The sequence below is a fragment of the Enterobacter sp. SORGH_AS_0287 genome, from assembly GCF_031453695.1.
GTDB classification, from domain to species: domain Bacteria; phylum Pseudomonadota; class Gammaproteobacteria; order Enterobacterales; family Enterobacteriaceae; genus Enterobacter; species Enterobacter ludwigii.
In genome coordinates this window covers 4,290,597-4,315,525 of sequence record NZ_JAVIZW010000001.1, presented here as the reverse complement: position 1 = coordinate 4,315,525, position 24,929 = coordinate 4,290,597, and the positions used below count along the sequence as shown (strand labels likewise).

At 56.8% G+C, this 24,929-nt stretch carries 21 protein-coding genes and 1 pseudogene; 7 read left to right on the top strand and 15 right to left on the bottom strand.

Going from position 1 to position 24,929, the window contains the following annotated elements; translation table 11 throughout:
• Positions 1–75: 75 nt before the first annotated feature.
• Complete coding sequence (parC, locus tag QE396_RS20590) at positions 76–2,334, bottom strand: DNA topoisomerase IV subunit A (RefSeq protein ID WP_014171622.1); 2,259 nt, start codon at positions 2,332–2,334, stop codon at positions 76–78.
• 118 nt (positions 2,335–2,452) lie between these two features.
• Positions 2,453–2,854, bottom strand: a complete 402-nt coding sequence (locus QE396_RS20585) for a YgiW/YdeI family stress tolerance OB fold protein (protein WP_020883653.1) — start codon at positions 2,852–2,854, stop codon at positions 2,453–2,455.
• Positions 2,855–2,992: 138 nt separating this feature from the next.
• Here QE396_RS20585 and qseB point away from each other — a divergent pair, with 138 nt between their 5' ends.
• From qseB to QE396_RS20565, 4 genes are all read left to right on the top strand, one after another.
• Positions 2,993–3,652: a quorum sensing response regulator transcription factor QseB gene (gene qseB / locus QE396_RS20580; protein ID WP_309952311.1), complete on the top strand. Its 660-nt coding sequence runs from the start codon at positions 2,993–2,995 to the stop codon at positions 3,650–3,652.
• Positions 3,649–4,998, top strand: coding sequence for a quorum sensing histidine kinase QseC (gene qseC, locus QE396_RS20575; RefSeq protein WP_014171625.1), 1,350 nt, complete (start codon positions 3,649–3,651; stop codon positions 4,996–4,998). Before qseB ends, qseC begins: the two co-directional genes overlap by 4 nt.
• A 105-nt stretch (positions 4,999–5,103) precedes the next feature.
• On the top strand, positions 5,104–5,685 hold the full coding sequence (locus tag QE396_RS20570; RefSeq protein ID WP_020883651.1) for an NAD(P)H-dependent oxidoreductase: 582 nt from the start codon (positions 5,104–5,106) through the stop codon (positions 5,683–5,685).
• Between the two features lie 30 nt (positions 5,686–5,715).
• Positions 5,716–6,030 carry a putative quinol monooxygenase gene (locus QE396_RS20565; RefSeq protein WP_014171627.1) on the top strand — a complete coding sequence of 105 codons (315 nt, stop codon included), beginning with the start codon at positions 5,716–5,718 and terminating at the stop codon, positions 6,028–6,030.
• Between the two features lie 58 nt (positions 6,031–6,088).
• On the opposite strand, the gene QE396_RS20560 is transcribed toward QE396_RS20565, so the two are convergent.
• From QE396_RS20560 to QE396_RS20550, 3 genes are read right to left on the bottom strand one after another with little or no spacing between them, the layout of a single operon-like run.
• Positions 6,089–7,276, bottom strand: coding sequence for a glycoside hydrolase family 88 protein (locus QE396_RS20560; protein WP_020883650.1), 1,188 nt, complete (start codon positions 7,274–7,276; stop codon positions 6,089–6,091).
• A gap of 27 nt (positions 7,277–7,303) precedes the next feature.
• The gene (locus QE396_RS20555; RefSeq protein WP_020883649.1) at positions 7,304–8,569 is read right to left on the bottom strand and encodes an oligosaccharide MFS transporter; all 1,266 of its coding nucleotides are present in this window, start codon (positions 8,567–8,569) and stop codon (positions 7,304–7,306) included.
• A gap of 32 nt (positions 8,570–8,601) precedes the next feature.
• Entirely contained in the window at positions 8,602–10,416 is a 1,815-nt protein-coding gene (locus tag QE396_RS20550; protein WP_020883648.1) for a DUF2264 domain-containing protein, read from the bottom strand.
• A gap of 166 nt (positions 10,417–10,582) precedes the next feature.
• Between QE396_RS20550 and QE396_RS20545 the strand changes: the two genes are divergently transcribed.
• A complete protein-coding gene (locus QE396_RS20545) occupies positions 10,583–11,422 on the top strand; it encodes an AraC family transcriptional regulator (RefSeq protein ID WP_020883647.1) in 840 nt (279 codons plus the stop codon).
• Between the two features lie 5 nt (positions 11,423–11,427).
• Here QE396_RS20545 and QE396_RS20540 read toward each other — a convergent pair whose 3' ends face one another.
• The 5 genes from QE396_RS20540 to QE396_RS20520 are packed head-to-tail and all read right to left on the bottom strand — an operon-like array spanning position 11,428 to position 16,101.
• Positions 11,428–12,315 carry a MurR/RpiR family transcriptional regulator gene (locus QE396_RS20540; protein ID WP_020883646.1) on the bottom strand — a complete coding sequence of 296 codons (888 nt, stop codon included), beginning with the start codon at positions 12,313–12,315 and terminating at the stop codon, positions 11,428–11,430.
• Complete coding sequence (locus tag QE396_RS20535) at positions 12,312–13,262, bottom strand: iron-siderophore ABC transporter substrate-binding protein (protein ID WP_020883645.1); 951 nt, start codon at positions 13,260–13,262, stop codon at positions 12,312–12,314. Before QE396_RS20535 ends, QE396_RS20540 begins: the two co-directional genes overlap by 4 nt.
• Positions 13,263–13,271: 9 nt before the next feature.
• Positions 13,272–14,312: an iron ABC transporter permease gene (locus QE396_RS20530; protein ID WP_020883644.1), complete on the bottom strand. Its 1,041-nt coding sequence runs from the start codon at positions 14,310–14,312 to the stop codon at positions 13,272–13,274.
• Positions 14,309–15,292: an iron ABC transporter permease gene (locus tag QE396_RS20525; RefSeq protein ID WP_020883643.1), complete on the bottom strand. Its 984-nt coding sequence runs from the start codon at positions 15,290–15,292 to the stop codon at positions 14,309–14,311. The genes QE396_RS20530 and QE396_RS20525 overlap by 4 nt, the downstream gene beginning before the upstream one ends.
• Positions 15,289–16,101: an ABC transporter ATP-binding protein gene (locus tag QE396_RS20520; protein WP_309952305.1), complete on the bottom strand. Its 813-nt coding sequence runs from the start codon at positions 16,099–16,101 to the stop codon at positions 15,289–15,291. Before QE396_RS20520 ends, QE396_RS20525 begins: the two co-directional genes overlap by 4 nt.
• A gap of 384 nt (positions 16,102–16,485) precedes the next feature.
• Here QE396_RS20520 and QE396_RS20515 point away from each other — a divergent pair.
• Positions 16,486–18,629: pseudogene (locus tag QE396_RS20515) on the top strand (TonB-dependent siderophore receptor).
• Positions 18,630–18,712: 83 nt separating this feature from the next.
• On the opposite strand, the gene parE reads toward QE396_RS20515, so the two are convergent.
• Genes parE through nudF form a run of 5 tightly spaced genes read right to left on the bottom strand, consistent with a single transcriptional unit; the run spans position 18,713 to position 23,121 of the window.
• On the bottom strand, positions 18,713–20,605 hold the full coding sequence (gene parE / locus QE396_RS20510) for a DNA topoisomerase IV subunit B (RefSeq protein WP_020883640.1): 1,893 nt from the start codon (positions 20,603–20,605) through the stop codon (positions 18,713–18,715).
• A 28-nt stretch (positions 20,606–20,633) separates the two neighbouring features.
• Entirely contained in the window at positions 20,634–21,215 is a 582-nt protein-coding gene (gene yqiA / locus QE396_RS20505; RefSeq protein ID WP_020883639.1) for an esterase YqiA, read from the bottom strand.
• The gene (gene cpdA / locus QE396_RS20500) at positions 21,215–22,042 is read right to left on the bottom strand and encodes a 3',5'-cyclic-AMP phosphodiesterase (RefSeq protein WP_020883638.1); all 828 of its coding nucleotides are present in this window, start codon (positions 22,040–22,042) and stop codon (positions 21,215–21,217) included. Before cpdA ends, yqiA begins: the two co-directional genes overlap by 1 nt.
• Before the next feature lie 27 nt (positions 22,043–22,069).
• A complete protein-coding gene (locus tag QE396_RS20495) occupies positions 22,070–22,492 on the bottom strand; it encodes a DUF1249 family protein (RefSeq protein WP_014833293.1) in 423 nt (140 codons plus the stop codon).
• The gene (gene nudF / locus QE396_RS20490; protein WP_014171643.1) at positions 22,489–23,121 is read right to left on the bottom strand and encodes an ADP-ribose diphosphatase; all 633 of its coding nucleotides are present in this window, start codon (positions 23,119–23,121) and stop codon (positions 22,489–22,491) included. Before nudF ends, QE396_RS20495 begins: the two co-directional genes overlap by 4 nt.
• Positions 23,122–23,325: 204 nt before the next feature.
• Here nudF and tolC point away from each other — a divergent pair, with 204 nt between their 5' ends.
• Complete coding sequence (gene tolC / locus QE396_RS20485; protein ID WP_020883637.1) at positions 23,326–24,804, top strand: outer membrane channel protein TolC; 1,479 nt, start codon at positions 23,326–23,328, stop codon at positions 24,802–24,804.
• Positions 24,805–24,929 lie beyond the last annotated feature (125 nt).

Genomic DNA, 24,929 nt, shown 5'->3' with positions numbered 1-24,929 from the left:
CGCACGAATTAACAACGATTTTACGGGAAATTTTATTGAAATTCCCCCTCCGGAACAGAGGGGGAGATAACGGCGTTACTCTTCGCTGTCGCCCGCGGTACTGCGCGCAGGAGAGTCAATCTCCACGCGGTCAATACGCTGCAGGCCGCGCATCAGCGAGCCGCGTCGACCGCGCTCGCCCACCACTTTCTGCAACTCTTCCGGACGAAGCTTGATTTTACGTTTGCCGACATGAATGGTCAGCGTGCTCTGCGGCGGCAGAATAAAGAGGTGCGCCAGACCATCTACCCCTTTCGCCGCTTCCGCTGACGGGATGCTGATGATCTTGTTGCCCTTGCCTTTTGACAATTCCGGCAGGTCGCTGACCGGGAACATCAGCATACGTCCGGCGGCAGTGATCGCCAGCAGCATATCGCTGTCGTTTTCCACTACCAGCGGCGGCATCACATGCGCGTTGTCAGGCAGGCTGATCAGCGCCTTACCGGCACGGTTGCGGGAAACAAGATCGTTAAAGGTACAGATAAAGCCGTACCCCGCGTCAGACGCCAGCAGCAGTTTCTGGTCATCGGCTTCCATCAGCATATGGTCAACCGTCGCACCCGGCGGCAGCGTCAGCTTACCGGTAAGCGGTTCGCCCTGTCCGCGGGCAGAAGGCAGCGTGATCGGGTCGATGGCGTAGCTGCGCCCCGTCGAGTCGATAAAGGCGACCGGCTGGTTGCTCTTACCTTTCACGGCCGCTTTAAAGCTATCGCCCGCCTTGTAGCTCAACCCTGGCGCGTCGATATCGTGACCTTTAGCACTGCGCACCCAGCCGCTCTGAGACAGCACAATGGTGACCGGCTCAGATGGCTGCATGTCGTGCTCATTCATCGCCTTCGCTTCTTCGCGCTCATGCAGCGGAGAACGACGGTCGTCACCGAATGCATCGGCGTCAGCCTGCAGCTCTTTCTTGAGCAGGTTGTTCATCTTGCGTTCGGACGCGAGGATCGCCTGCAGCTGATCGCGCTCTTTTTCCAGTTCGTTCTGCTCACCGCGGATCTTCATCTCTTCGAGTTTGGCGAGATGACGCAGTTTCAGCTCAAGGATCGCTTCGGCCTGGGTTTCACTGATGCCAAAGCGCGACATCAGCGCCGGCTTCGGCTCGTCCTCGGAACGGATAATCTCAATAACTTCGTCGATATTGAGGAACGCCACCAGCAAACCTTCAAGGATGTGCAGGCGTTTAAGCACTTTTTCCAGTCGATAGTTCAGACGGCGGCGAACGGTATCGCGGCGAAACGTCAGCCATTCGCTCAGGATCTCCAGCAGGTTTTTCACTGCCGGACGACCGTCGAGGCCGATCATGTTCAGGTTGATGCGGTAGCTTTTTTCCAGATCGGTGGTGGCAAACAGGTGGTTCATCACCTGCTCCATGTCCACGCGGTTGGAACGCGGCACGATCACCAGACGCGTCGGGTTTTCGTGGTCGGATTCGTCGCGCAGATCATCCACCATCGGCAGCTTTTTATTGCGCATCTGGGAGGCAATCTGCTCCAGCACTTTCGCGCCGGAGACCTGGTGCGGCAGCGCGGTGATGACAACTGCGCCGTCCTCTTTGGTCCACACCGCACGCATGCGCACGGAGCCGCGGCCGTTCTGGTAGATTTTGCGGATTTCCGCGCGCGAGGTGATGATTTCGGCCTCGGTCGGGTAGTCCGGCCCCTGCACGATATCCAGCAGATCGTCCAGCGTGGTTTTCGGCTGTTCAATCAGGGTGATGGCGGCTTTCGCCACTTCACGCAGGTTGTGCGGCGGAATGTCCGTCGCCATACCCACCGCGATACCGGTAGTGCCGTTCAGCAGGATGTTCGGCAGACGCGCAGGCAGCATTTTCGGCTCCTGCATCGTACCGTCGAAGTTTGGCACCCAGTCCACGGTTCCCTGACCCAGCTCGCCCAGCAGCACTTCAGCGTAGCGGGAGAGACGGGATTCGGTATAACGCATCGCTGCGAAGGATTTCGGATCGTCCGGCGCGCCCCAGTTCCCCTGACCATCCACCAGCGGATAACGGTAAGAGAACGGCTGTGCCATCAGCACCATCGCTTCATAACAGGCGCTGTCGCCGTGCGGATGGTATTTACCCAGTACGTCACCGACGGTACGGGCGGATTTTTTGAACTTGGCGGTCGCATTTAGCCCCAGTTCGGACATCGCATAGACGATGCGGCGCTGAACGGGCTTCAGGCCATCCCCGATAAACGGCAACGCCCTGTCCATGATGACGTACATGGAGTAGTTCAGGTAGGCGTTTTCCGTGAATTCATGTAGCGCGAGGCGCTCTGCCATATCGCTCATTATGTGTGATTCCTCAACTCAGAAACCGAAAGGTTTCAGGCAATATTGCCGCAGATACTACCTTATCTGGCGTGTTGAGTCACAAAGAAAAAGGGCCGCATCCGCGGCCCTTTCGGGGTTATTTGTTCAGTTTGATAACCTGCTTCACGTCGATTTCAAAATCGTTCCACTCTTTATCGACTTTACCCTGAATTTCCACCTTATCCTGCGGGGTTACGGTCACGCCGTTCCAGCGCTTGTGGTCAATCTCCACGTTAACCGTACCGGTCTCATCGCGGAAGGTGTAGCGGTCATCAGACAGGCGCTGAGTGATGTTCCCGCGCAGCTTCACCCAGCTGTCGTCCTTCATGTCCTTCACTTTCACCGCGGTGGTGAGGTTCGCGTCATTATCGACAAAACCGCCCGCCTGCGTCTGGGCCTGGGTTTGTGCGGCAGAGGGGCCGTTAAATCCGCCCTGTGCAGCAAAAACAGGGGCAGTGGTCATCATCATGATGGCGGCAATCGCAGCGAATTTTTTCATATTAACTCTCCCTTTAATGTGGTTTCGCAGTCCATTTAACAGGGTAAACCTTAACAACTTCTTAAGGGAAAAATTTATTTATTATTACTGTACAGCAGGCTGATGCAGAGGGTTTACTGACGTTATCAAGGAGGGAACATGCGCATTTTACTGGTTGAAGACGACAAGTTGATCGGCGATGGCATCAAGGCGGGTTTAAGCAAAATGGGCTTTAGCGTGGACTGGTTCACCGACGGAAAAACCGGCCAGACCGCGCTTCATTCTGCACCGTATGATGCCGTAGTGCTGGATCTGACGCTGCCGGAAATCGACGGACTGGAGATTCTGCGCGCCTGGCGCGAAAGCGGACGCCGCGAGCCGGTATTGATTCTGACGGCGCGGGATGCGTTGAACCAGCGTGTCGAAGGGCTGCGTCTGGGGGCGGATGATTACCTGTGCAAGCCCTTTGCACTGATCGAAGTGGCTGCCCGCCTTGAGGCGCTGGTGCGCCGAAGCCACGGCCAGACCCGCAGCGAGTTGCACCACGGAAAGGTCACGCTCGATCCCTCCAGTCTCGTGGCCACGCTGGACGGCGAAACGCTGACGCTCAAGCCGAAAGAGTTCGCCCTGCTGGAGCTGCTGATGCGTAACGCGGGCCGCGTGCTGCCGCGCAAGCTGATCGAGGAAAAGCTCTACACCTGTGACGACGACGTCTCCAGCAACGCCGTTGAAGTCCACGTCCACCATCTTCGTCGTAAACTGGGCAGCGAATTTATCCGCACCGTGCACGGTATCGGCTATACCCTGGGTGACGCATGAAACTGACCCAACGCCTGAGCCTGAAGCTGCGCCTGACGCTCCTCTTTTTAGTGCTGTCGCTGACGGCGTGGTTTGCCGCAAGCCTGGTCGCCTGGCAGCAGACCACCCACACGCTGGATAAGCTGTTCGATACGCAGCAGATGCTGTTTGCCAAACGGCTGTTGACCATGGATCTGGATGAGATCCGGGCCCCCGAACGGATGCGTGAGATCCCCAAAAAAGCGAAGCACGGTCGTCTGGATGACGACGCGCTGGCCTTCGCCATCTACGCCACCGACGGCAAGATGATGTTAAATGACGGCGAAAACGGGCGGGACATTCCGTACCACTATCGCCGCGACGGGTTTGATAATGGACGGCTACAGGGCGACAACGACGAGTGGCGTTTTTTATGGCTCACCTCACCCGACGGGAAGTACCGCGTGGTGGTCGGCCAAGAGTGGGAGTATCGCCAGGAGATGGCGGTAGATGTGGTCAGCTCCCAGTTGACCCCGTGGCTGGTGGCGCTGCCCCTGATGCTGTTGTTGCTGATCGTTTTGCTGAGCCGGGAACTGAAACCGTTAAAAAAACTGGCGCAGACCCTGCGCTCCCGCTCACCGGATGCCACCGACGCGCTCCCGACTCAGGGGGTTCCCACTGAAGTGCGCCCGCTGCTCGACTCGCTGAACCATCTGTTCACGCGAACCCAGGAGATGATGACTCGCGAGCGTCGTTTTACCTCAGATGCCGCGCACGAGCTACGCAGCCCTCTCGCGGCCCTGAAGGTGCAAACCGACGTGGCGCAACTGTATCAGGACGATCCGCAGGCGCAGCAAAAAGCGCTGGCGCAGCTGCATGCGGGTATCGATCGCGCATCCCGGCTGGTGGATCAGCTCCTTACGCTGTCGCGTCTGGACTCGCTGGATAACCTCGACGATATCGAACCGATCGTGATGGCCGATCTCCTGCAGTCGGCGGTGCTGGATATCTGGCATCCGGCACAGCAGGCCGGGATTGATATTCGCCTGAACATTCATGCCCCGCAGGTCACACGTCAGGGCCAGCCGCTGCTGCTGAGCCTGCTGGTGCGTAACCTGCTGGACAACGCCGTGCGTTATAGCCCGCATGGCAGCGTGGTGGACGTCACGCTGGACACCCGGCGTTTTACCGTGCGTGACACCGGCCCCGGCGTTTCCACCGATGCGCTGGCGCGTATTGGTGAGCGTTTTTATCGCCCACCGGGACAGGATGCAACGGGTAGCGGCCTGGGGTTATCTATCGTCAGGCGCATTGCCGCCCTGCATGGTATGCGCGTCGCGCTGGGCAATGCGGCAGAAGGCGGCTTCGAAGTGAAGGTCAGCTGGTAAGGGATTATTGCGTTTAATGCAAAAGACTTTGCACATTTTGCTCATTTAACCGCATCGCTCGCGCGCGTAGAATCCTCGCCATACTTTCATCTTCGAGGACACCTCATGAGCAACATTCTGATTATCAACGGTGCAAAAGAATTTGCGCACTCTAAAGGCCAGCTGAATGACACCCTGACCGAGGTCGCGGACGGTTTTCTGCGCGACGCCGGGCATGATGTTAAGATCGTGCGCGCGGACAGCGATTACGATGTCAACGCGGAAGTGCAGAACTTCTTGTGGGCTGACGTGATTATCTGGCAGATGCCTGGCTGGTGGATGGGCGCCCCCTGGACCGTGAAAAAATACATGGATGATGTCTTCACCGAAGGCCATGGCGCACTGTACGCCAGCGACGGTCGCACCCGCTCCGACGCATCCAAAAAATACGGTTCTGGCGGCCTGATTCAGGGCAAAAAATATATGCTGTCCCTGACCTGGAACGCACCGCTGGAAGCGTTCACCGAGAAAGATCAGTTCTTCGAAGGGGTGGGCGTTGACGGCGCATATCTGCCGTTCCACAAAGCTAACCAGTTCCTCGGAATGACGCCGCTGCCAACCTTTATCGTGAACGACGTCATCAAAATGCCTGACGTCCCGCGCTATATCGCAGAATATCGCAAGCATCTCGCGGAAATTTTTGCTTAACTGGTAACCTGGAATTAGAAGGAGTTAACCATGCTTACTGTTATTGCTGAAATCCGTACTCGTCCAGGCCAACATCACCGCCAGGCGGTGCTGGATGAGTTCGTGAAAATTATCCCCACTGTACTGAAGGAAGAAGGCTGCCACGGTTACGCGCCGATGGTCGACGCCACCACTACCGCCAGCTTCCAGGCTACGGCCCCAGACTCGATCATTATGATTGAGCAGTGGGAAACCGTGGCCCATCTTGAAGCCCACCTGCAGACCGCGCACATGAAAGCGTGGAGCGACGCGGTGAAGGGCGATGTGCTGGAAACGCATATCCGCATTCTGGAGCAAGGGGTGTAAGTTTACCCTGTTCCTGATTCCTGCCCTCCCCCTTCCGGGAGAGGGTCAGGGAGGCATATTACCAGTACAACTTCCAGCTTTGGGTAAACCTGACCAACGCCTCCACGTAGAAGTAGTCCCCCCAGCTCGCGCACTCGTCCACGCCTTTATTGCTTGCCAGATGATAAACGGAGTGCTTCAGCAGCCCAGTGCCCTTCTCATCTTTGCCCATCAGGTAGTGTTTCGTCAGTGACGACATCATTCCTTTTGCCCATTCAGAATACCGCTCGCGATCCGGATCGGTCACCGGCAGGTGCTTCACCAGCTCCAGCAGGCCACATACCGCAATCGCCGCCGAGGACGCGTCGCGTAGCGCATCCGTGCCGACCAGCGCCAGATCCCAGTGGCAGACGTAATCTTCCGGCAGACGGTTGAGGAAGTAGTTCGCCAGCCGTTTCGACAGGGCAATCATCGTCGCATCACCGGTATAGATGTAGCTCAACAGGAAGCCGTAAATTCCCCACGCCTGCCCGCGTGACCAGCAGGAGTCATCGGCATAGCCTTGCTGAGTATTGCCGTAGCGCGGCGCGCCGGTGTGCACATCCATATAGTAGGTGTGGAACGTTGAGGCATCTTCACGGATAAGGTACCTCGCTGCCTGCATCACGTGTGCTTTAGCAGCATCGGCAAAGCGCGGATCGCCCGTCTGTTCGCTCGCCCAGTAGAGCAGCGGCAGGTTCATATTGCAGTCGATAATCATCCGCCCGGCCTGTTCCGGGTCAGCCAGATCGCCCCACGCCTGAATAATTTTTGCCTTCTCGTGGAAGCGCTCCAGCAGCGCCTCTGCCGCCAGCAGCGAGAAGCCACGCGCCTCACGGTTACCGGTCAGTCGCCAGGCCGCCACGCAGGAGAGCGTATACAAAAAGCCCAGATCGTGGGTGTTAGTGTCGTGGCGCCCGGCGATACGCAGGCCAAACGAGCGCACATGTTTTTCCGCCATCGCGCGGAATTTCGCTTCGCCGCTCATCTCCCACGCCAGCCACAGCTGCCCGGTCCAGAAGCTGGTGGTCCACTCCACGTTGTCGGTCAGCGGATAAAAACCCTGCTGGCAGGTTTCCGCCGGGAACTGCTCACCAAACGCCGTTAAATGGCGGCTAATCAGCGCGAGGACATGGTCGCGCGCTGAACTCAGTTCATCGCGGAATACGCGCGAATCAACGGGCACGGGGATAGCGGGCAGGCGTTCCTCTGCGATACGACTTAACATATTTCGGTTCCTTCTTTGACGGCTTAATTATCGTGATGAGGGTTCTGCTACGTTCAGCGCGCGGGGGCCGCGCCATTTACTCTGGCAGGCAGATAACGTAAAGGCAGAAATAAACGTGAAGATCAGCGCCGTGGCGCCCATGATGATATAGGTGTTCTCGAAACCGATGCGGTCATACATATAGCCAGCAGGCGACGAGACCACGACATTGCCGACGTACAGCATCGCCTGATATCCCAGCAAATACATAGTGGCGTTAACGCGCTTATCGAAATGTTCGGCAATATATTTAAAGACGGAGACCAGCAGCAGACAAATTTCCAGACCGTACAGCGGCTTAAGAATGGAAATTAACAGATGTGAATCACACAGACCGGAAATAATCAGACGCGCACCGACCACCAGCCCGACAATTAACAGCCCACGTTTGGCACCAATAGCGTTCACCAGCAGCGGGATCACCATATACATGACAAACTCCATTCCCGACTGCACGGTCCCCAGATAACCAAACACCGCATTGCCCTGGTGAATATCATCAAAGAAGGTCACGAAATAGCGCGAAAACTGCTGCTCGGCGATAAACATCATCCACGCCACACCCGCCACGTACAGACAGAAAGCCCAGAATTTACGGTTACGCAGCAGCGCGTAAACGTCTGACGGGGCAATTTTCTCTTTCGTCAGCACTTCGCCGGCATGTGCGGAGTTAGTATTCACTTTCAGGCTCAACAGGACAATCAGCATCACCACCGATGCCACGCTGCCCATCATAAAGTTATACGCTGGCGAGAGATTAAACAGCAGGCCGGAGAAGGAAGACGCCACTGCCCAGCCAAGGGAGCCCCACATCCGGATCTGACCAAACTCCATACCGTTTAAACGGCTAAAACGGTCAGAATAGGATTCGCACGCCGCCACGCCCGCATACCAGGCAAAGCTTAAATAGAGTGCGCCAATAATAATCCCCAGCAGCGTGTTGGACATTAACAGCGGCTGATAGACATAAATAAAGAACGGCGCCATCAGGGCAGACATTGCCACCACAAAATAGAGCAGGTATTTGCTCATGCCGATCTTATCGAGAATATAGCCATAGATGGGCTTCAGAATGACGGAGAAAATACCGTTCACCGCAAATACGGTACCAATCACCGAACCACTGAGGTTCGCTTTCTGGCCTAACCAGATAGCCAGCAGGCCAATACTGGCAGACCAGGTAAAGAAATAGAGAAATATAAAACTGCTGATTTTGTAATATTCAGTTCTGTTTGTTGTAGCGGTCTTTTTCATATCATCCTCGCCGACGTGTAGGGTCAGAGTTTTTATAATGAGAACGACAGCTGTCGCTCACTGCCGGGCTCGCGGATAACAACCCGGTTCTCGCTGATATTCAGTTGTGGGACTGCCATAACCGGCTGGCTTTCGCCGGCGACGGCGGCACAACAGAGCCAGCTCTCCCCCTGCGCAAGCGTGGTTTTCAACAGCGGAATGGCAGCGCATTCCGGGAACATAATGCTGCTGTTCGGCGGTGTGACAATGCTGTCCGGTTCACGGTTAATCACCGGAGAGAGATCGACCAGCACGCTGGTGCCGTTACCGGCGACAAGCCAGCATCCGTTCTCACGGATCTGCGGTTCAGTGTCCATCACCGCAAAACCGCCCTCCGCCGTATTCAGTCGACGGGCGCTGTTGATACGGTGCAGTCGCAGGTGCCACTCACCAAACGGCACTTGCCAGGTCTCGATATGGACGTCATGCCACGGAGACCAGCGTGAGTAGAGATAATCTTCAGTGACCCGCACCGCTTCACATTCGCGGCGACCGCGGAAATAGTTATCCCCGTCTGCCAGCAGCAGCATGGAGTCGCAGGCGGCATGTTTCAGGCCAAACCTTCCGCGCTCAATCGTGAAACCAAAGCGGCTGGAGTAGGCAAATTTGGTGTATTTGGCTTCCGTATTCACGTAGTTATTCAGCTCAAGCTGCCCGGCGGTAAGCAGGGTGACGTGCTGCGACTGACCGGCATGCATCAGGATCTGCTGTGCATGCGGGATGACGCGTTTTTCCGCAAGCGCGGGCAGCGGCTGCTCTTCAGCCTGCCAGAACGGATGGTCCTCCGGCATCGCCAGAATCAGGTAGGTTTTCAGCGCCCAGTATGGCGAGCCGGGGGCGTTATAGTCCTCACACATCGCCAGGTTCGGATAAGCAAAACCGAGGGTCAGAATGCCGTCCCGATCGGTGATGGGCTGTTGCTGCCACCAGCGCAGATGGCGCAGCACGATGCCCTTCACAATCCCCGGCGTGAACACCTCCAGACCGGAAAAGGCGACCGCACTCCAGAAGGCGACCATTGCAAAGCGATAGGTCAGGCTGCGACCAAACGGTACCGAGGCACCGTCGGCGGCTGACCAGTAGATAAAGTCTTCGGCGAACAGACGCGAACGCGCTCGCAGCACCTGCGCCCTCTCCTCGTCACCGCTCAGGGTGGCGTAAATCAGGCCGTAGAAATGGAATGCCATCGAGATGTAATAGTCTTTCGGCCGCCCCGGCCCGTCGGAATACCAGCCATCGCCCAGATAATAGGCCTCCATCATCGCAAACCGTCGGTCAATCGCCGTCTGGTCATACGGCAGCCCGGCGCGCTTAAAACCGAGCTGCACCATAATGGCAAAGTAGTTCCAGTTGCTGTCCGGCATTTGCGCATGGGCGATCTGGTTGAGCCATGCGTGCAGGTTCATGACCTCGCGCCGGGTAAAGTGCGCGGTGAGTTTATCCCCCAGCAGGGCAAGCCCCAGACCGTAGGCCGCCATTTCGACCAGACGCTGATCGTAGGGGCCGGTTTCGCCCCAGTAACCGTCACTGTGCGGATCGGTGCCAAGTTTGATCGCGGTAAGGTATTTTTCGCAAAAGGGGCTGGCATCGCCGGATGCCAGCAGCGGAAACAGCCCCCATAACGCACGTGAGAGTCCCTCCATCTGCGCGATATCCGTGCTGTAATGCGCACAGGTTTCACCCAGCGAAAATCGTGAACTGCCCGGCGCAAACGCCTTATCCAGCGCACTCAACAGGGTATTCAATGACGCCACGATATCCTGGCGTGAAGACAACGGATTTGATTTTTCTTTATTTGCCGCCCACATACGCTCACCCTCGTAATCAACTGCGGCAAAGCATAGTGAATCCACACGGGGCAGAAATGTTAGCCATGTCACAGCTAAGAGCGATGAATAAACCCGCAGTTAAGAAAATTTAAAAAGGTGGTTTATAAAGAGATTCTGACGGGAAAAAGTTGAGTTTTATTGCACTATGCGCGACACGCCAACATCCGATCATCTGGAGCTGATTACCTTAAATGACACCGTGGTGTCGTTTAGCCGCCTGTTCGCCAATACGGTGCGCTATCACCACTGGCATCAGTGTCTGGAAATTCTCTATGTGGAAGAAGGCTTTGGCGTGGCGATTGTCGATAACCGTCATTACACCATGCGCCCCGGGCGGCTGTTTTTCTTCCCACCGTTTACCCTGCATAAGGTGATGGTGGACGAGAAGGCAGAAGCCCTTTACAGGCGCACCATTATTCATCTCGACCAGCATGCCGTACTGAAAACCCTGCGTGATTTTCCGCAGGCTCAGCAGCGTCTGCAGAAGCTGTCTCGTCGTGGCGGCGAGGCCTGGGTCGCTGACCTGGCGCATTGCCAGAAGCATATCGATTATCTTCTTGGCTGTTATCAGCCGCCGCTGAACAGCGAAAACATTGCCGGGCTGTTGATTAGCCTGTTTGCCATGCTGCCGGATGATAACGACGGTGCCCCGGGGAGCAGTCAGGGCGTGGCAAGCCAGGTGATGTTCTGGCTGGATGAGCACTATCGGGAGAAATTTCGCCTGGATGCGCTGGCGGCTGAGCTGGGGAAATCACGCAGCTATGTATCGCGAAAATTCCATGCGGAAACAGGCGAGAAGATCCACGACTATCTGAATACGCTACGGCTGCGAAAAGCCTGCGAGTACTTACTGCACAGCGATGCCAGCGTGCGTGAGATTGCCGCGCGGGTGGGATTTTCAGATGTGACGTGGTTTATCAGCGCCTTTAAAAAAGGGATTGGTGAGACGCCGCTGCAGTACCGGAAAAATCATGGCGCGGCGTGAACCCCTCACCCGCTCTTCTTGCCCGGTTTTAACCCGCGATGAAATTCGTTAATGCGCTTCATCGACCTGATGGTGCGCTGGGGCTCCGTTGACGCTACAGATAAAATAATCATCTCCAGACACAGCAGCACCGTGCCGTGGAGCGGAATTTTGCCCTTTTCACCGCCGCGCGGAACGTGGATCACCACGCTGGCCTCTTTGCTGAAGCGCGAGTCCGTAGCATTGGTCAGCAATATCGTGGGAATACCCAGCCGTTTCGCTTCACGCAGCGTGGTTTGTCCTTCCCGGTGGGCCGATTTTTGCGCCATCATCACCAGCACGTCGCCGCGCTGTAAGGCAATCAACTGCTCTGCCAGACCAATGCCGGTACGGTTGAGCGCAATAGCGGGCAGGCCGATACGGCTGAACAGCCGGGAAGTGTACTCGGCCAGAATGCCGGAAGCCCCAATCCCAAAGATCGCGACCTGACGTGCCTGCGCCAGCAACGAAACCGCCTGCGCCATTGCGTAGCGGTTGTGCGGCTCGGATAGCACGTCACAGGTATGCTGATGCCCTTCCAGCACAAAATCGATGCTCGCGTTCACGTCGCTGGTGAGCGTATTCACCGTGGTGGACATTTTTTCGCTGGAGGAGACCACCGGCCCAAACCACTGCTCCAGAGTCTGCTTCAGGTCACGCAGCCCGGCAAAGCCAAGAGCCTGAATGGCGCGAACCACCGTAGCGTCCGAGGTTTTCAGCAACGCGGCAATCTCCATCGCCGTCTGCTCCATCACCGCTTCGCGGTTTTCATTGATGTAACGCGCAACCTGCAGCAGGCGCGGCGTGAGCTGGTGCGCCCGCGAGCGAAAGCGGTCGCCATAGACATCAACCCGGGCTTTGTCTTTTCTGATCACTGTGACGCCTCCGGCAGCGGTCGACCGGCAATCTGCGACTGCACCTGGGCGGCCATCAGGCCTAAGGAGGCAAAGGAGTTCGAGATGGCCTCTTCACGGGAGATCAGTATGTAGTGGCCGGTGCGACAGGCATTGAGGAACTGACACCAGCCAGGCATCACGGCATCCATCGCTGCCAGCTCATCCTGCGGTTTGCCGCCGGTATCCCCGCGCCAGGTGGCAAAGACAAAATCTGCATCCAGCTCGGGCAGACGCTCGGCGCTGACGTCAATTCGACCGCCGTCAGGGATGGACTCAATCAGCGGCGGGAATGTGAATCCTGCGTCACGCAGCACGCGCCCCAGCGAGTGGTAGCTGTGCATGGCGTTGATTTTGCCCTGGTTGGCCTGTATCACCGACACGGTGATGTTGCGGGTGTCGATGGTCGCTTTCAGGGCGTTAATCTGCTCCTGATAGCGACGTTCAAGGATCTTCAGCCGGGCTTCAGTGCCCGTGAGCTGTGCCAGCTTGCGGTAGATCTCCGGCGCGCCGCCATCGAGATGATCGATACTCACCGTCGGGGCAATTTTCTCCAGCTGTTCAACCGGCGTGTTACGGGTCGGTTCGGTGATGATCAGATCCGGCTTTGCAGCGGCGATGGCCTCGATGTCGATATCCGCGGAGCCGATAAATTTGATGTCGGCGTTATCAAAATCAACGCCCGTCAGCATGCCGCTGGCGCGCAGAAAATGGCTACCGTCCGGCCGCGTGCGCCCGTGGCTTGCCACTGGCGGCACGCCGAGCTCAATCAGCGGAATGGTGATATCCAGATCGTGCAGCGAGACAATCCGCTTTGGGTGAAGGGGCACAGTCACCTTGCGGTTCAGATCGTCGGTAAACGTCTGCGTCGGCTCCGCCGCACTCACGGTAAACCCCACCAGCAACAACATCGAAAAAAGTATACGCATCACCATCCCCTAAAATCTGTCCCGTCGCTGCCAGAGCAGCAACAGGAAAAACGGTCCGCCAATCAATGAAATGACTACGCCTGCCGGCAGCTGCAGCGGCAGGAAAGCCAGACGTCCGACGTTATCTGCCAGCAGAACCAGCAGCGCCCCCAGCACGGCACTTCCCGTCAGCAGCGCGGTTTGTCCGCCGCGCAGCAGCAGGCGTGCCATATGTGGCGCAATCAGTCCCACAAAACCGATACTGCCCACGCAGGAGACGCAGGCCGCAGTCAGCACCACCGGGGCAAGCACACGCAGCAGCGCCAGCCGTGAGGTGTGTACGCCAAGCCCCGTTGCGGTGGGGTTGCCCATCAGGGCCACGTCTGCGGCGCGCGCGGTCAACAGCAATAGCGCAAATGCCGGCAGCGTCCAGGCTGCCGCAATGCCCACCAGCGTCCAGTTTGCTGCATGCAGGCTTCCCGCCAGCCACAGCATCGCCGTCTGCACGTCACGCACGTCGGCGGTGGTCATAAAGACCCCCATTGCCGCGGCAAACGCCCAGGAAACACCGATCCCCGTCAGGATAAATCGCGGCCGCGAAATATCGCGCGCCAGCGCCACCACCAGCAGCGCGGTGAGTATGCCCCCCGCCATTCCCGCCAGCGGTCGCCAGGCCAGGCTGAGCGCCGGGAACTGAAAAATCAGCACCAGCACCGCCGCGCTACATCCCTCTTTCACGCCGATAAGCCCCGGGTCGGCAAGGCCATTACGGGTGACAGACTGCATCGCTGCCCCCGCCATACCGAGCATGGCACCGCATAACACCGCCATCAGCAGACGCGGCAGACGGATATCCATCACGATGTAGCGCGTATCCGCCTCCAGATTTTGCGGATACAACAGCGCCCGTCCGATGGCCGACGTCGGGATCGGCAGCGAGCCGTGCGTCAGGCCAAACCCGAGCAGGATAAAGGCCGCGAGCGAAATCAGCGCAAGGCAGGCCAGCGCCCTCGGGCGTACCAGCGTTGAAAAGGTGCCAATACGCAACGCGCGCAGTCCGGCCCGGCTCATTTGAACGCCCTCGAGGCCATAAAGATAAAGACGGGAGCACCGACCAGCGCGGTCATAATGCCGGTCGCCAGTTCATTAGGGGTAAACAGCGTGCGGGCGGCGAGATCCGCCAGCAGCAAAACCAACCCTCCACACAGGGCTGAAAGCGGCACCATCACGCGCAGATCCACCGTCACCAGACGCCGTATCAGCTGTGGCACCACGAGGCCAATAAAACCAATCGGCCCGGCAACGGAGACTGCCGCGCCACACAGCAGCGCGATTGCCAGCAGCGCGAACAGGCGCGTCCTGAGAAGCGATACGCCAAGCCCCTGGGCCATCCGGTCTCCCAGTGCCAGCATATTGAGTGACGGCGACAGCCAGAGCGCAAGGGCGAAACCCGCGCCAGCGGCCCACGAAGCGCTGCGAAGCGTCCCTTCTGTTATCCCGGCCAAATCCCCCGCCAGCCAGGTGCGTAAGGCGAGAAGCGTCTGCTCATCAAGGATCAGGACCGTGGCGGTAATCGAGGAGGCGAACGCCGACATCGCCACCCCGCACAAGGTAACTTTCATCGGCGTCAACCCGGTGCGTCCCGAAGAGGAGAGCATCAGTACCAGCAGAAACAGCCCGGCGGCGCCGGTGGCGGCAATCAGCGGGCGACCAAACGGCAGGGTGAACCCGAGTGCGCTTGTCAGCACGACAGCCAGCGCGGCGCCGGCATTCAGCCCCAGAATATGTGGCTCACCCAGCGGGTTACGGATAACGGACTGCAGCAAGACGCCTGCCACGCCAAGTGCAGCGCCGGTCAGCATGGCCGCAAGGAGGCGTAACAGGCGCAGCCTGATAATGATGTTATGGTCGAAATTGCGCGGGTCGAAATCGACAAAAGCCTGCACGACCGTCAGGGGAGAAATAACGCGCGCGCCCGTGCCCAAATGTGCAATTGCGCCCATCACCAGCAGCAGCGCAAAGAGCAGAAAAGCCAGTGACGTTCGCATCATGATTTTTCTGCGACCCTGCGAAACGGCATGAAGAACGGTTTGCCGGTGAGCGGATTAACTGACATATGTACGTCAACCTTAAACACCGCTTTGATCAGTTCCGGCGTACAGGTATCGCCCTCGTGAAGCACGCCCTCGACTTTCCCCTGGCGTAAAAAGACCAGGGAATCACCGTAGTTCACCGCGAAGTTAAGATCGTGCAGCACCACCACGACGGTGCGCCCGTGCTGGCGGGTCAGCGTATGCAGCAGTTCAAGGATTTCCACCTGATAGCGGAGGTCAAGAAACGTTGTCGGCTCGTCGAGCAGGATATAGGGCGTTTGCTGTGCCAGCGCCATCGCAATCCAGCAGCGCTGACGCTGGCCGCCGGAAAGGCTTTCCACCGGCAAATGGGCAAACTCCGCCGTACCGGTCAGGCGCAGTGCCTCTTCCACGGCCTGCTCGTCTTCGTCACTCCACTGGCGCATAAAATTTTGCCAGGGGAAACGCCCGCGCGAAACCAGCTCAAACACGGTTAACCCTTCCGGCAACAGCGGTGACTGCGGCAGAATGCCCAGCTGACGGGCGACCGCTTTGGTTGGCTGTTGGTGAATGGCTTTGCCATCCAGCAGCGCAGCTCCCCCGAGAGGTTGCAGCAAACGTGCGATCGTGCTCAGCAGCGTGGATTTTCCACAGCCGTTCGCGCCCACCAGAACGGTTATTTTCTGTGGGGGGATCGCAAGCGAGATCTCATCGACGATGATTTTTTTCTGATAGCCAGCAGAGAGGTTTTCAAGAACCAGCCCTGACTTATTCGTGTTGTGAGCCACGTGAACGCCAACTTAATAAAAAACTAACAAATAAAAATAAAACTCATTCTCTTTTGAGAGTTTGCCGCTGCGTCATGTAGTAGTCAAGAGAAGAAACACCCTTAAAACCCCAGGGTTATCGTGCAGGAACGGGAAAACCGCTAAACGCATTAATTAGTTTATTTTCAACAAGTTAATTACTTACCACGCTAAGTACCAGAGAGGACATGCTGCTGTAGTTGATTTTTGCTTTTTTCCATTTACTACTACATCAGTGCATGATTGAATGATTCTCAATTACATGTTCGATGCCAGCGATGGCTAACGAGCAGACCGTAAAGGGCAATGACTCACACATTCTTCCGTGACGCTTCATTCGCGGGATATTTCGGGAAAACAGATGTAATGGCTACGTTCACTCCTTCGCTCTCTGGGGTAAAAGGGCGCGCGCTCTTTTCACTGCTGTTTATGGCGCCGCTGGTGCAGGCAGCAGACAACACTGCGGCTCAGGACGGTGAAACGCTTACCGTCACCGCCGATCCTAATGCCGTGGCCGATGCCACCAACGGCTATCAGCCGCTGAACACCTCCACCGCCACACTGACCAACATGCCGATGCTGGATATCCCGCAGGTGGTAAATACTGTCAGCGATAAAGTGCTGGAAGATCAGCACGCTACTACGCTGGATGAGGCTCTCTATAACGTCAGTAACGTGGTGCAGACCAACACGCTGGGCGGCACGCAGGATGCGTTTGTACGCCGTGGATTTGGCGCGAACCGCGACGGTTCAATCATGACCAACGGCCTGCGCACCGTGCTGCCGCGCAGCTTTAACGCGGCCACCGAGCGTGTGGAAGTCCTCAAGGGACCGGCCTCAACGCTGTACGGCATCCTCGATCCGGGAGGGCTTATCAATGTAGTCACCCGACGTCCGGAAAAACAGTTTGGCGGTTCGATCTCGGGCACCTCCTCAAGTTTTGGCGGCGGTACCGGCCAGGTCGATGTCACGGGTCCCATTGAAGGAACGCGCCTGGCTTACCGCCTGACGGGCGAGTACCAGGACGAAGATTACACTGGCGAAGTTTCGGCAAGGCGCGCAGTACCTTTATCGCGCCCTCGCTGACCTGGTTTGGTGATGACGCCACCGTGACCGTGCTCTATTCACATCGTGATTATAAGACGCCGTTCGATCGCGGCACGATCTTCGATCTCACGACCAAACAGCCGGTGAATGTTGACCGTAAAACCCGCTTTGACGAGCCGTTCAACATTACCGATGGCCAGTCCGATCTGGCGCAGCTCAACGCGGAATACCGCCTTAACAGCCAGTGGACGGCGAAGTTCGATTACAGCTACAGCCAGGATAAATACAGCGATAACCAGGCGCGGGTGATGGCCTATGACGCGAAAACCGGCAACCTGACCCGTCGTGTCGATGCGACGCAAGGATCAACGCAGCGCATGCATTCCACCCGTGCAGACCTGCAGGGGAACGTGGATATCGCGGGCTTTTACAATGAGATCCTGACCGGCGTGTCGTATGAGAATTACGACCTGCTGCGCACGGATATGATTCGCTGTAAGAATGTAAAAGATTTCAATATTTACCATCCGTCTTACGGCAATCTGAGCAAGTGTACGACCGTTTCCGCCGCGGACAGCGATCAGACGCTCAAGCAGGAGAGTTACTCCGCTTATGCTCAGGACGCCCTGTACCTGACGGATAAATGGATTGCCGTCGCGGGGCTGCGTTATCAGTATTACACCCAGTACGCGGGCAAGGGCCGGCCGTTCAACGTCAATACCGACAGCCGCGACGAGCAGTGGACGCCGAAGCTGGGGCTGGTCTACAAGCTCACGCCATCCGTCTCGCTGTTTGCGAACTACGCCCAGACGTTTATGCCGCAATCGTCCATCGCGAGCTACATTGGCGACCTGCCGCCAGAAACGTCCAATGCCTACGAAGTCGGCGCTAAATTTGACCTGTTCAACGGCATTACCGCCAACATCGCGCTGTTTGATATCCACAAGCGCAACGTGCTGTACACCGAAAGCGTGGCGGGTGAAAACATTGCTAAAACCGCTGGCCGCGTGCGCTCGCAGGGTGTGGAAGTGGATCTGGCTGGCTCTCTGACCGAGAACACCAATATTATTGCCAGCTATGGCTACACCGATGCGAAAGTGCTGGAAGACCCGGACTACGCCGGCAAACCGCTACCAAACGTGCCGCGCCATACCGGTTCGCTGTTCCTGACGTACGATATTCACAACGTCATCGGCGGGAATACCCTGACAATCGGCGGCGGTGGACACGGCGTGAGCCGTCGCTCCGCGACCAACGGTGCGGATTATTATTTGCCAGGGTACGTTGTTGCTGATGCCTTTGCGGCCTATAAAATGAAGCTACAGTATCCGGTGACGCTGCAGGTCAACGTGAAGAACCTGTTTGATAAGACCTACTACACCTCGTCGATTGCGACCAATAACCTCGGCAACCAGCCAGGCGATCCGCGTGAAGTGCAGTTTACGGTGAAGATGGAATTTTGATGTAAAAAAGCCCGGTGGCGCTAGCGCCTACCGGGCCTTCGTTCCATCCCCTCTCCCGGTGGGAGAGGAGTAAAGAGAGGGCATCAGGCCTCAATATCCGCCATATCGCCTTTTTCCTGCAGCCAGTTGCGTCGGTCTTCCGAACGCTTCTTGGCAAGCAGCATATCCATCATGGCGTTGGTTTGCTGTTCGTCTTCGTCGCTGATGGTCAATTGCACCAGGCGGCGGGTGTTTGGATCCAGCGTGGTTTCGCGCAACTGCATCGGGTTCATCTCGCCCAGCCCTTTAAAGCGCTGCACGTTCGGTTTGCCCTTTTTACGCTTGAGCTGTTCCAGTACGCCCGCTTTTTCCTCTTCCGTCAGCGCGTAGTAAACTTCTTTGCCGAGGTCGATACGGTAGAGCGGCGGCAGCGCCACATGGACGTGACCGTTTTTCACCAGCGTCCTGAAGTGCTTCACAAACAGCGCGCACAGCAGCGTAGCGATGTGCAGCCCATCGGAGTCCGCATCCGCGAGGATACAGATCTTACCGTAGCGCAGCTGGCTCAGATCGTCGCTGTCCGGATCGATACCGATCGCAACGGAGATATCATGCACTTCCTGCGAGGCCAGCACTTCATCCGACGACACTTCCCAGGTGTTCAGGATCTTACCCTTGAGCGGCATGATCGCCTGATATTCACGATCGCGCGCCTGCTTGGCAGAGCCCCCTGCCGAGTCCCCTTCCACGAGGAACAGCTCGGTGCGGTTCAGATCCTGCGCGGTACAGTCCGCCAGCTTGCCCGGAAGCGCCGGGCCACTGGTCAGTTTTTTACGCACCACCTTCTTGGCAGCACGCAGGCGTCGCTGGGCGCTGGAAATGGCCATTTCTGCCAGCATCTCGGCGGCCTGTACGTTCTGGTTCAGCCACAGGGTGAAAGCATCTTTGACCACGCCGGAGACGAACGCTGCACACTGACGTGAGGACAAACGTTCTTTGGTCTGACCGGCGAACTGTGGATCCTGCATCTTCACCGACAGGACGTAGGCGCAGCGATCCCAGATATCTTCCGCCGACAGCTTCACGCCGCGGGGCAGAATGTTGCGGTATTCGCAGAACTCGCGCATTGCATCCAGCAACCCCTGACGCAGACCGTTGACGTGCGTACCGCCAAGCATGGTCGGGATCAGGTTGACGTAGCTTTCGGTCAGCAGCTCGCCGCCTTCCGGCAGCCACAACAGCGCCCAGTCCACCGCTTCCGTATCACCGGTGAAATTACCGACAAACGGTTTTTCCGGCAGGGTTGGCAGGCCGTTAACGGCTTCGCACAGATAGTCGTTCAGACCGTCTTCATAGCGCCAGGTCTGTTCGGTGTTGTTGACGTTATCTTTAAAGGTAATTTCTACGCCAGGGCACAGTACCGCTTTGGCTTTCAGCAGGTGCGTCAGGCGTGAAACAGAGAAACGAGGACTGTCGAAGAAGCTTTCGTCAGGCCAGAAGTGGACGCTGGTTCCGGTATTGCGCTTGCCGCACGTGCCGACGACCTGCAGATCCTGCACCTTCTCGCCGTTTTCAAAGGCGATGTTATACACCTGACCGTCGCGGCGGACGTTGACTTCCACGCGTCTCGACAGGGCGTTAACCACGGAGATCCCCACGCCGTGCAAACCACCCGAGAACTGGTAGTTTTTGTTGGAGAACTTACCGCCCGCATGAAGACGACAGAGGATCAACTCAACGGCTGGCACACCCTCTTCCGGGTGGATATCCACCGGCATGCCGCGTCCGTCGTCGATGACTTCCAGCGACTGATCGGCATGGAGGATGACGTCGACGCGTTTGGCATGGCCAGCCAGCGCTTCATCCACACTGTTATCAATAACTTCCTGGCCCAGATGGTTTGGGCGTGTCGTATCGGTGTACATCCCAGGGCGGCGGCGAACCGGCTCAAGCCCGGTGAGTACCTCAATGGCATCAGCGTTATAGGTTTGCGTCATGATTTAAACTAGCAGTTCGCATTGATTGTCAGTGGCTGTGCAGTCCAAGAAAATCGACAATCTGGGTGAAATGATTCTCAAAGCCCGTGAAAGCATGGTTTCCGCCTTCTTCTATAGTCTGGCGGCAGGATGCGTAATACGCCACTGCCTGGCGGTAATCCAGCACTTCATCACCCGTCTGTTGCAGCAACCAGATAAGATCGGGCGCTTCAAGCGGGTCTACCTGCATAACTTTGAGATCGTAAATATGGCGTGACTCTAGCACATATTGTTGGCCGGTGTAGGGGTTCTCGTTTTGCCCGAGAAAGTCCTGCAGCAGCTCAAATGGCCGAACCGCCGGGTTAACCACCACCGCAGGCAGCATAAAACATTGCGAGAGCCAGGTGGCGTAATATCCGCCCAGCGAAGAACCGACCACGCCGAACGATTCGCCGCCGTGTTCCATCACTACCGATTCCAGCATTTCTGCGGCTTCCGCCGGGTAAGGCGGCAGTTGAGGGATAATCATCTCAACGTGCGGGTGATGTTCGCTCAGCCACTGGCGAAACTGCGTCGCTTTCGCAGAACGTGGCGAACTGTTGAATCCGTGCAGATAGAGGAGCGTAGACATCAATAGCCTTCTGAAGCGGTGTCCGGGCGGAATTTTGCGCCGGTTAAACGGCAGACTTCCGTGGTGAGCAGGCCATCGGGATGCAGTTCGAGCCAGCGCCAGCCCGGTGCGATGGTGTCCAGGGTAAAGTTTGCGCAATGCGGCTTGAACTGAACGCAGGTCGAGGGCGTGGCCAGCAGTCGGCGGCCATTCCAGTCGAGATCCTGTTCCTGATGAATGTGTCCGCACAGGAGATTCTGCACCCGCGGGAATTTCGCCAGCACTCTGTCCAGCGCAGCAGAGTTACGCAGGCTGTGTTGATCAAGCCAGCTACAGCCCGCCGGCAAAGGATGATGATGCAGCAACAGCAGCGTATGACGTTCAGGTTCGGCAGACAGTTTGGTCTCAAGCCAGTCGAGTTGAAAGTCGCTTAACTCACCGTGTGGGACGCCAAAGACCTGGCTGTCCAGCAGCAGGATCTGCCAGTGCTCACCCACAAAAACACATTTTGCCGGAGAGATCCCCGCATCCTGCAGCGAGCTGTACATGGCAGGCTGGAAATCGTGGTTTCCCGGTAGCCAGACGCAAGGCACGCTAAAACTCGCGATGCCTTCAGCGAAATGCTGGTAGGCCGCGGAGGATTGGTCCTGCGCCAGATCGCCCGTCGCGACAATCAGATCGCATGGGCGATTTTCAGCGTGAATGGCGCTAAGTACCGCCTGATAGCTCTCCCAGGTATTCACCCCAAGCAGAGTTTCATGCTTTTCGGCAAAAAGGTGGGTATCGGTGATTTGTAATATCCTGACTGGTGCCCCACCAGCAACAGTCAGGTTCAACAGGCTTTCCAAATGGTGTCCTTAGGTAGGTTTATGACGCTAACAAACCGGAATCGCCATTGCTCCATGTGCTAAACAATATCTTAGCCAGTCGGCTAAAAACTGGTTAATTTGATGCTTTTCGTCGCGTTGATGCAACTTTTTATTCGGATAATCATACCGCGCTTTGAAGCGAAAGATCTGCTGGCTTGAACACACTTCAGCGACCATCGCGTCATGGTAAAGGCGCACCGTCATCGACGGCAGGCTCCAGTAGCTAATGCTGGGCGCCGTTTGTTCAATTTCGACAAGCGTAGTGTAGCGCGTTGATTCTGTTATCGTTAATCGATACTGCGCGTTGCTCACCTGATAGCTCACCGTTTCGCCGGGTGCGTCGTTTTTCGGCAGCAGGCGGCGCAATTGTGCGAAATTGGTTTCGCACAGGCGCATCATTTCTGGGAAGTCAGGTGTATAACGCTTCATTTTTTCCACTCGTTTCGTAAAGTCTGATAATGCAGTTGCAGCCATTGCAGAGCGATGACAGACGCTGCGTTGTCGATTTTCCCCTCTTCTACCCACTGATAAGCCTGCTCCCGACTCACCACATGAACCCGAATATCTTCGTTTTCATCTGCCAGACCGTGGATCCCTTCCGCCGTCGTGGCGTCCACTTCGCCCACCATAATGGACAAGCGCTCGCTGGTGCCGCCTGGGCTTGCCAGATAACTCAGCACCGGTTTTGTCCGGCCAACCACCAGCCCCGCCTCTTCCAGCGCCTCGCGGCGGGCAACGTCTTCGACCGATTCGCCCTCTTCAATCATGCCGGCCACCATCTCCAGCAACCAGGGGCTGGCGCTGACGTCATACGCGGCAATACGGATCTGCTCCACCAGCACGACTTCATCACGCACTGGGTCAAAGGGTAGCAAGACTGCCGCATGCCCGCGCTCAAAAATTTCGCGTCTGATTTCACCGCTCATTTCGCCGTTAAACAGGCGATGCCTGAAACGGTAAAGTTCCATTGAAAAAAAACCGCTATAAAGCGTTTCTCGTGCAATAATTTCTACATCGTTTTTCGCGAATGTCACGGGCAAGTTTTCTGGTTTTTGCATGAGTCGAGTCCTGGTAGCAATGGTGATGAAATTATGAATTTCAAGGCTGTTTGGCTGCCGTTTGTAAGGCTATATGGTAGATTGGTGCAAATTACCGCCAGATGGCACGTAACGCCAACCTTTTGGTATGGAAGATTCTGTTAGAATCGGCAATTATTTTTTAATTAGATCAGCGCTAATACTGCTTCACAACAAGGAATGCAAATGAAGAAATTGCTCCCCATCCTTATCGGCCTGAGCCTGACGGGCTTCAGTGCAATGAGCCAGGCGGAAAACCTGTTACAGGTCTACCAGCAGGCACGTCTGGGCAACCCTGATTTACGTAAATCAGCGGCCGATCGTGATGCTGCGTTTGAAAAGATTAACGAAGCGCGTAGCCCATTGCTGCCACAGTTAGGTTTAGGTGCAGATTATACCTACAGCAACGGCTTCCGCGACGCCAATGGCGTTAACTCCAATGCTACCAGCGCCTCACTGCAATTAACACAGACGCTGTTTGATATGTCCAAATGGCGTGCCCTGACCCTGCAGGAAAAGAGCGCGGGCATCCAGGATGTGACGTATCAGACCGATCAGCAGACGCTGATCCTGAACACCGCCACCGCATACTTCAACGTGCTGAGCGCAATCGACTCGCTCTCCTACACCGAAGCGCAGAAACAGGCGATTTACCGCCAGTTAGATCAAACCACCCAGCGTTTCAACGTGGGTCTGGTGGCAATCACTGACGTTCAGAACGCCCGTTCACAATACGATAGCGTCCTGGCCAACGAAGTGACCGCACGTAACAACCTCGATAACGCGCTGGAATCCCTGCGTCAGGTTACCGGGAATTACTACCCTGAGCTGGCGTCTCTGAACGTCGACAGCTTCAAAACGGATAAACCGCAGGCCGTTAACGCCCTGCTGAAAGAAGCGGAAAACCGCAACCTGACGTTACTGCAGGCGCGTCTGAGCCAGGATCTGGCCCGCGAGCAAATCCGTCAGGCACAGGACGGCCACCTGCCGACCCTGAGCCTGAGCGCGTCTACCGGCGTGTCTGATACCACTTACAGTGGTTCTAAAACGAACACCTCCCAGTACGACGACAGCAACATGGGTCAGAACAAAGTGGGTCTGAACTTCTCGCTGCCACTGTACCAGGGCGGCCAGGTGACCTCTCAGGTGAAACAGGCGCAGTACAACTTTGTTGGCGCGAGCGAACAGCTGGAAAGTGCCCACCGCAACGTGGTACAGACCGTTCGTTCGTCCTTCAACAACGTGAATGCCTCTATCAGCAGCATCAACGCCTATAAACAGGCCGTTGTGTCTGCGCAGAGCTCTCTTGATGCCATGGAAGCGGGTTACTCCGTGGGTACGCGTACCATCGTTGACGTCCTGGACGCAACGACCACGCTGTACAACGCGAAACAGCAGCTCTCCAGCGCACGTTACCAGTACCTGATTAACCAGCTGAACATCAAACAGGCGCTGGGTACGTTGAACGAGCAGGATCTGCAGATGCTGAACAGCACCCTGGGTAAACCTGTCTCTACTTCTCCGGAAAATGTTGCGCCAGAGAACCCTGAGCAGGTTGCCGCCGTTGATAACTTCAACGGTAACGGTGCTGCACCTGCTGCGCAGCCAGCTGCCGCACGTACGACTGCCCCCGCCAGCAGCGGTAACAATCCGTTCCGCAATTAAGCATGTCATCGGGCCCACTGCGGCCTGATGCCTTCGCCATACCCCTCTCCTTTCGGGAGAGGGCGTACGCAAATCACACCTGAACGTAAGCCAACGTAAAGATCCCCCTCATTCCGGCCATCATC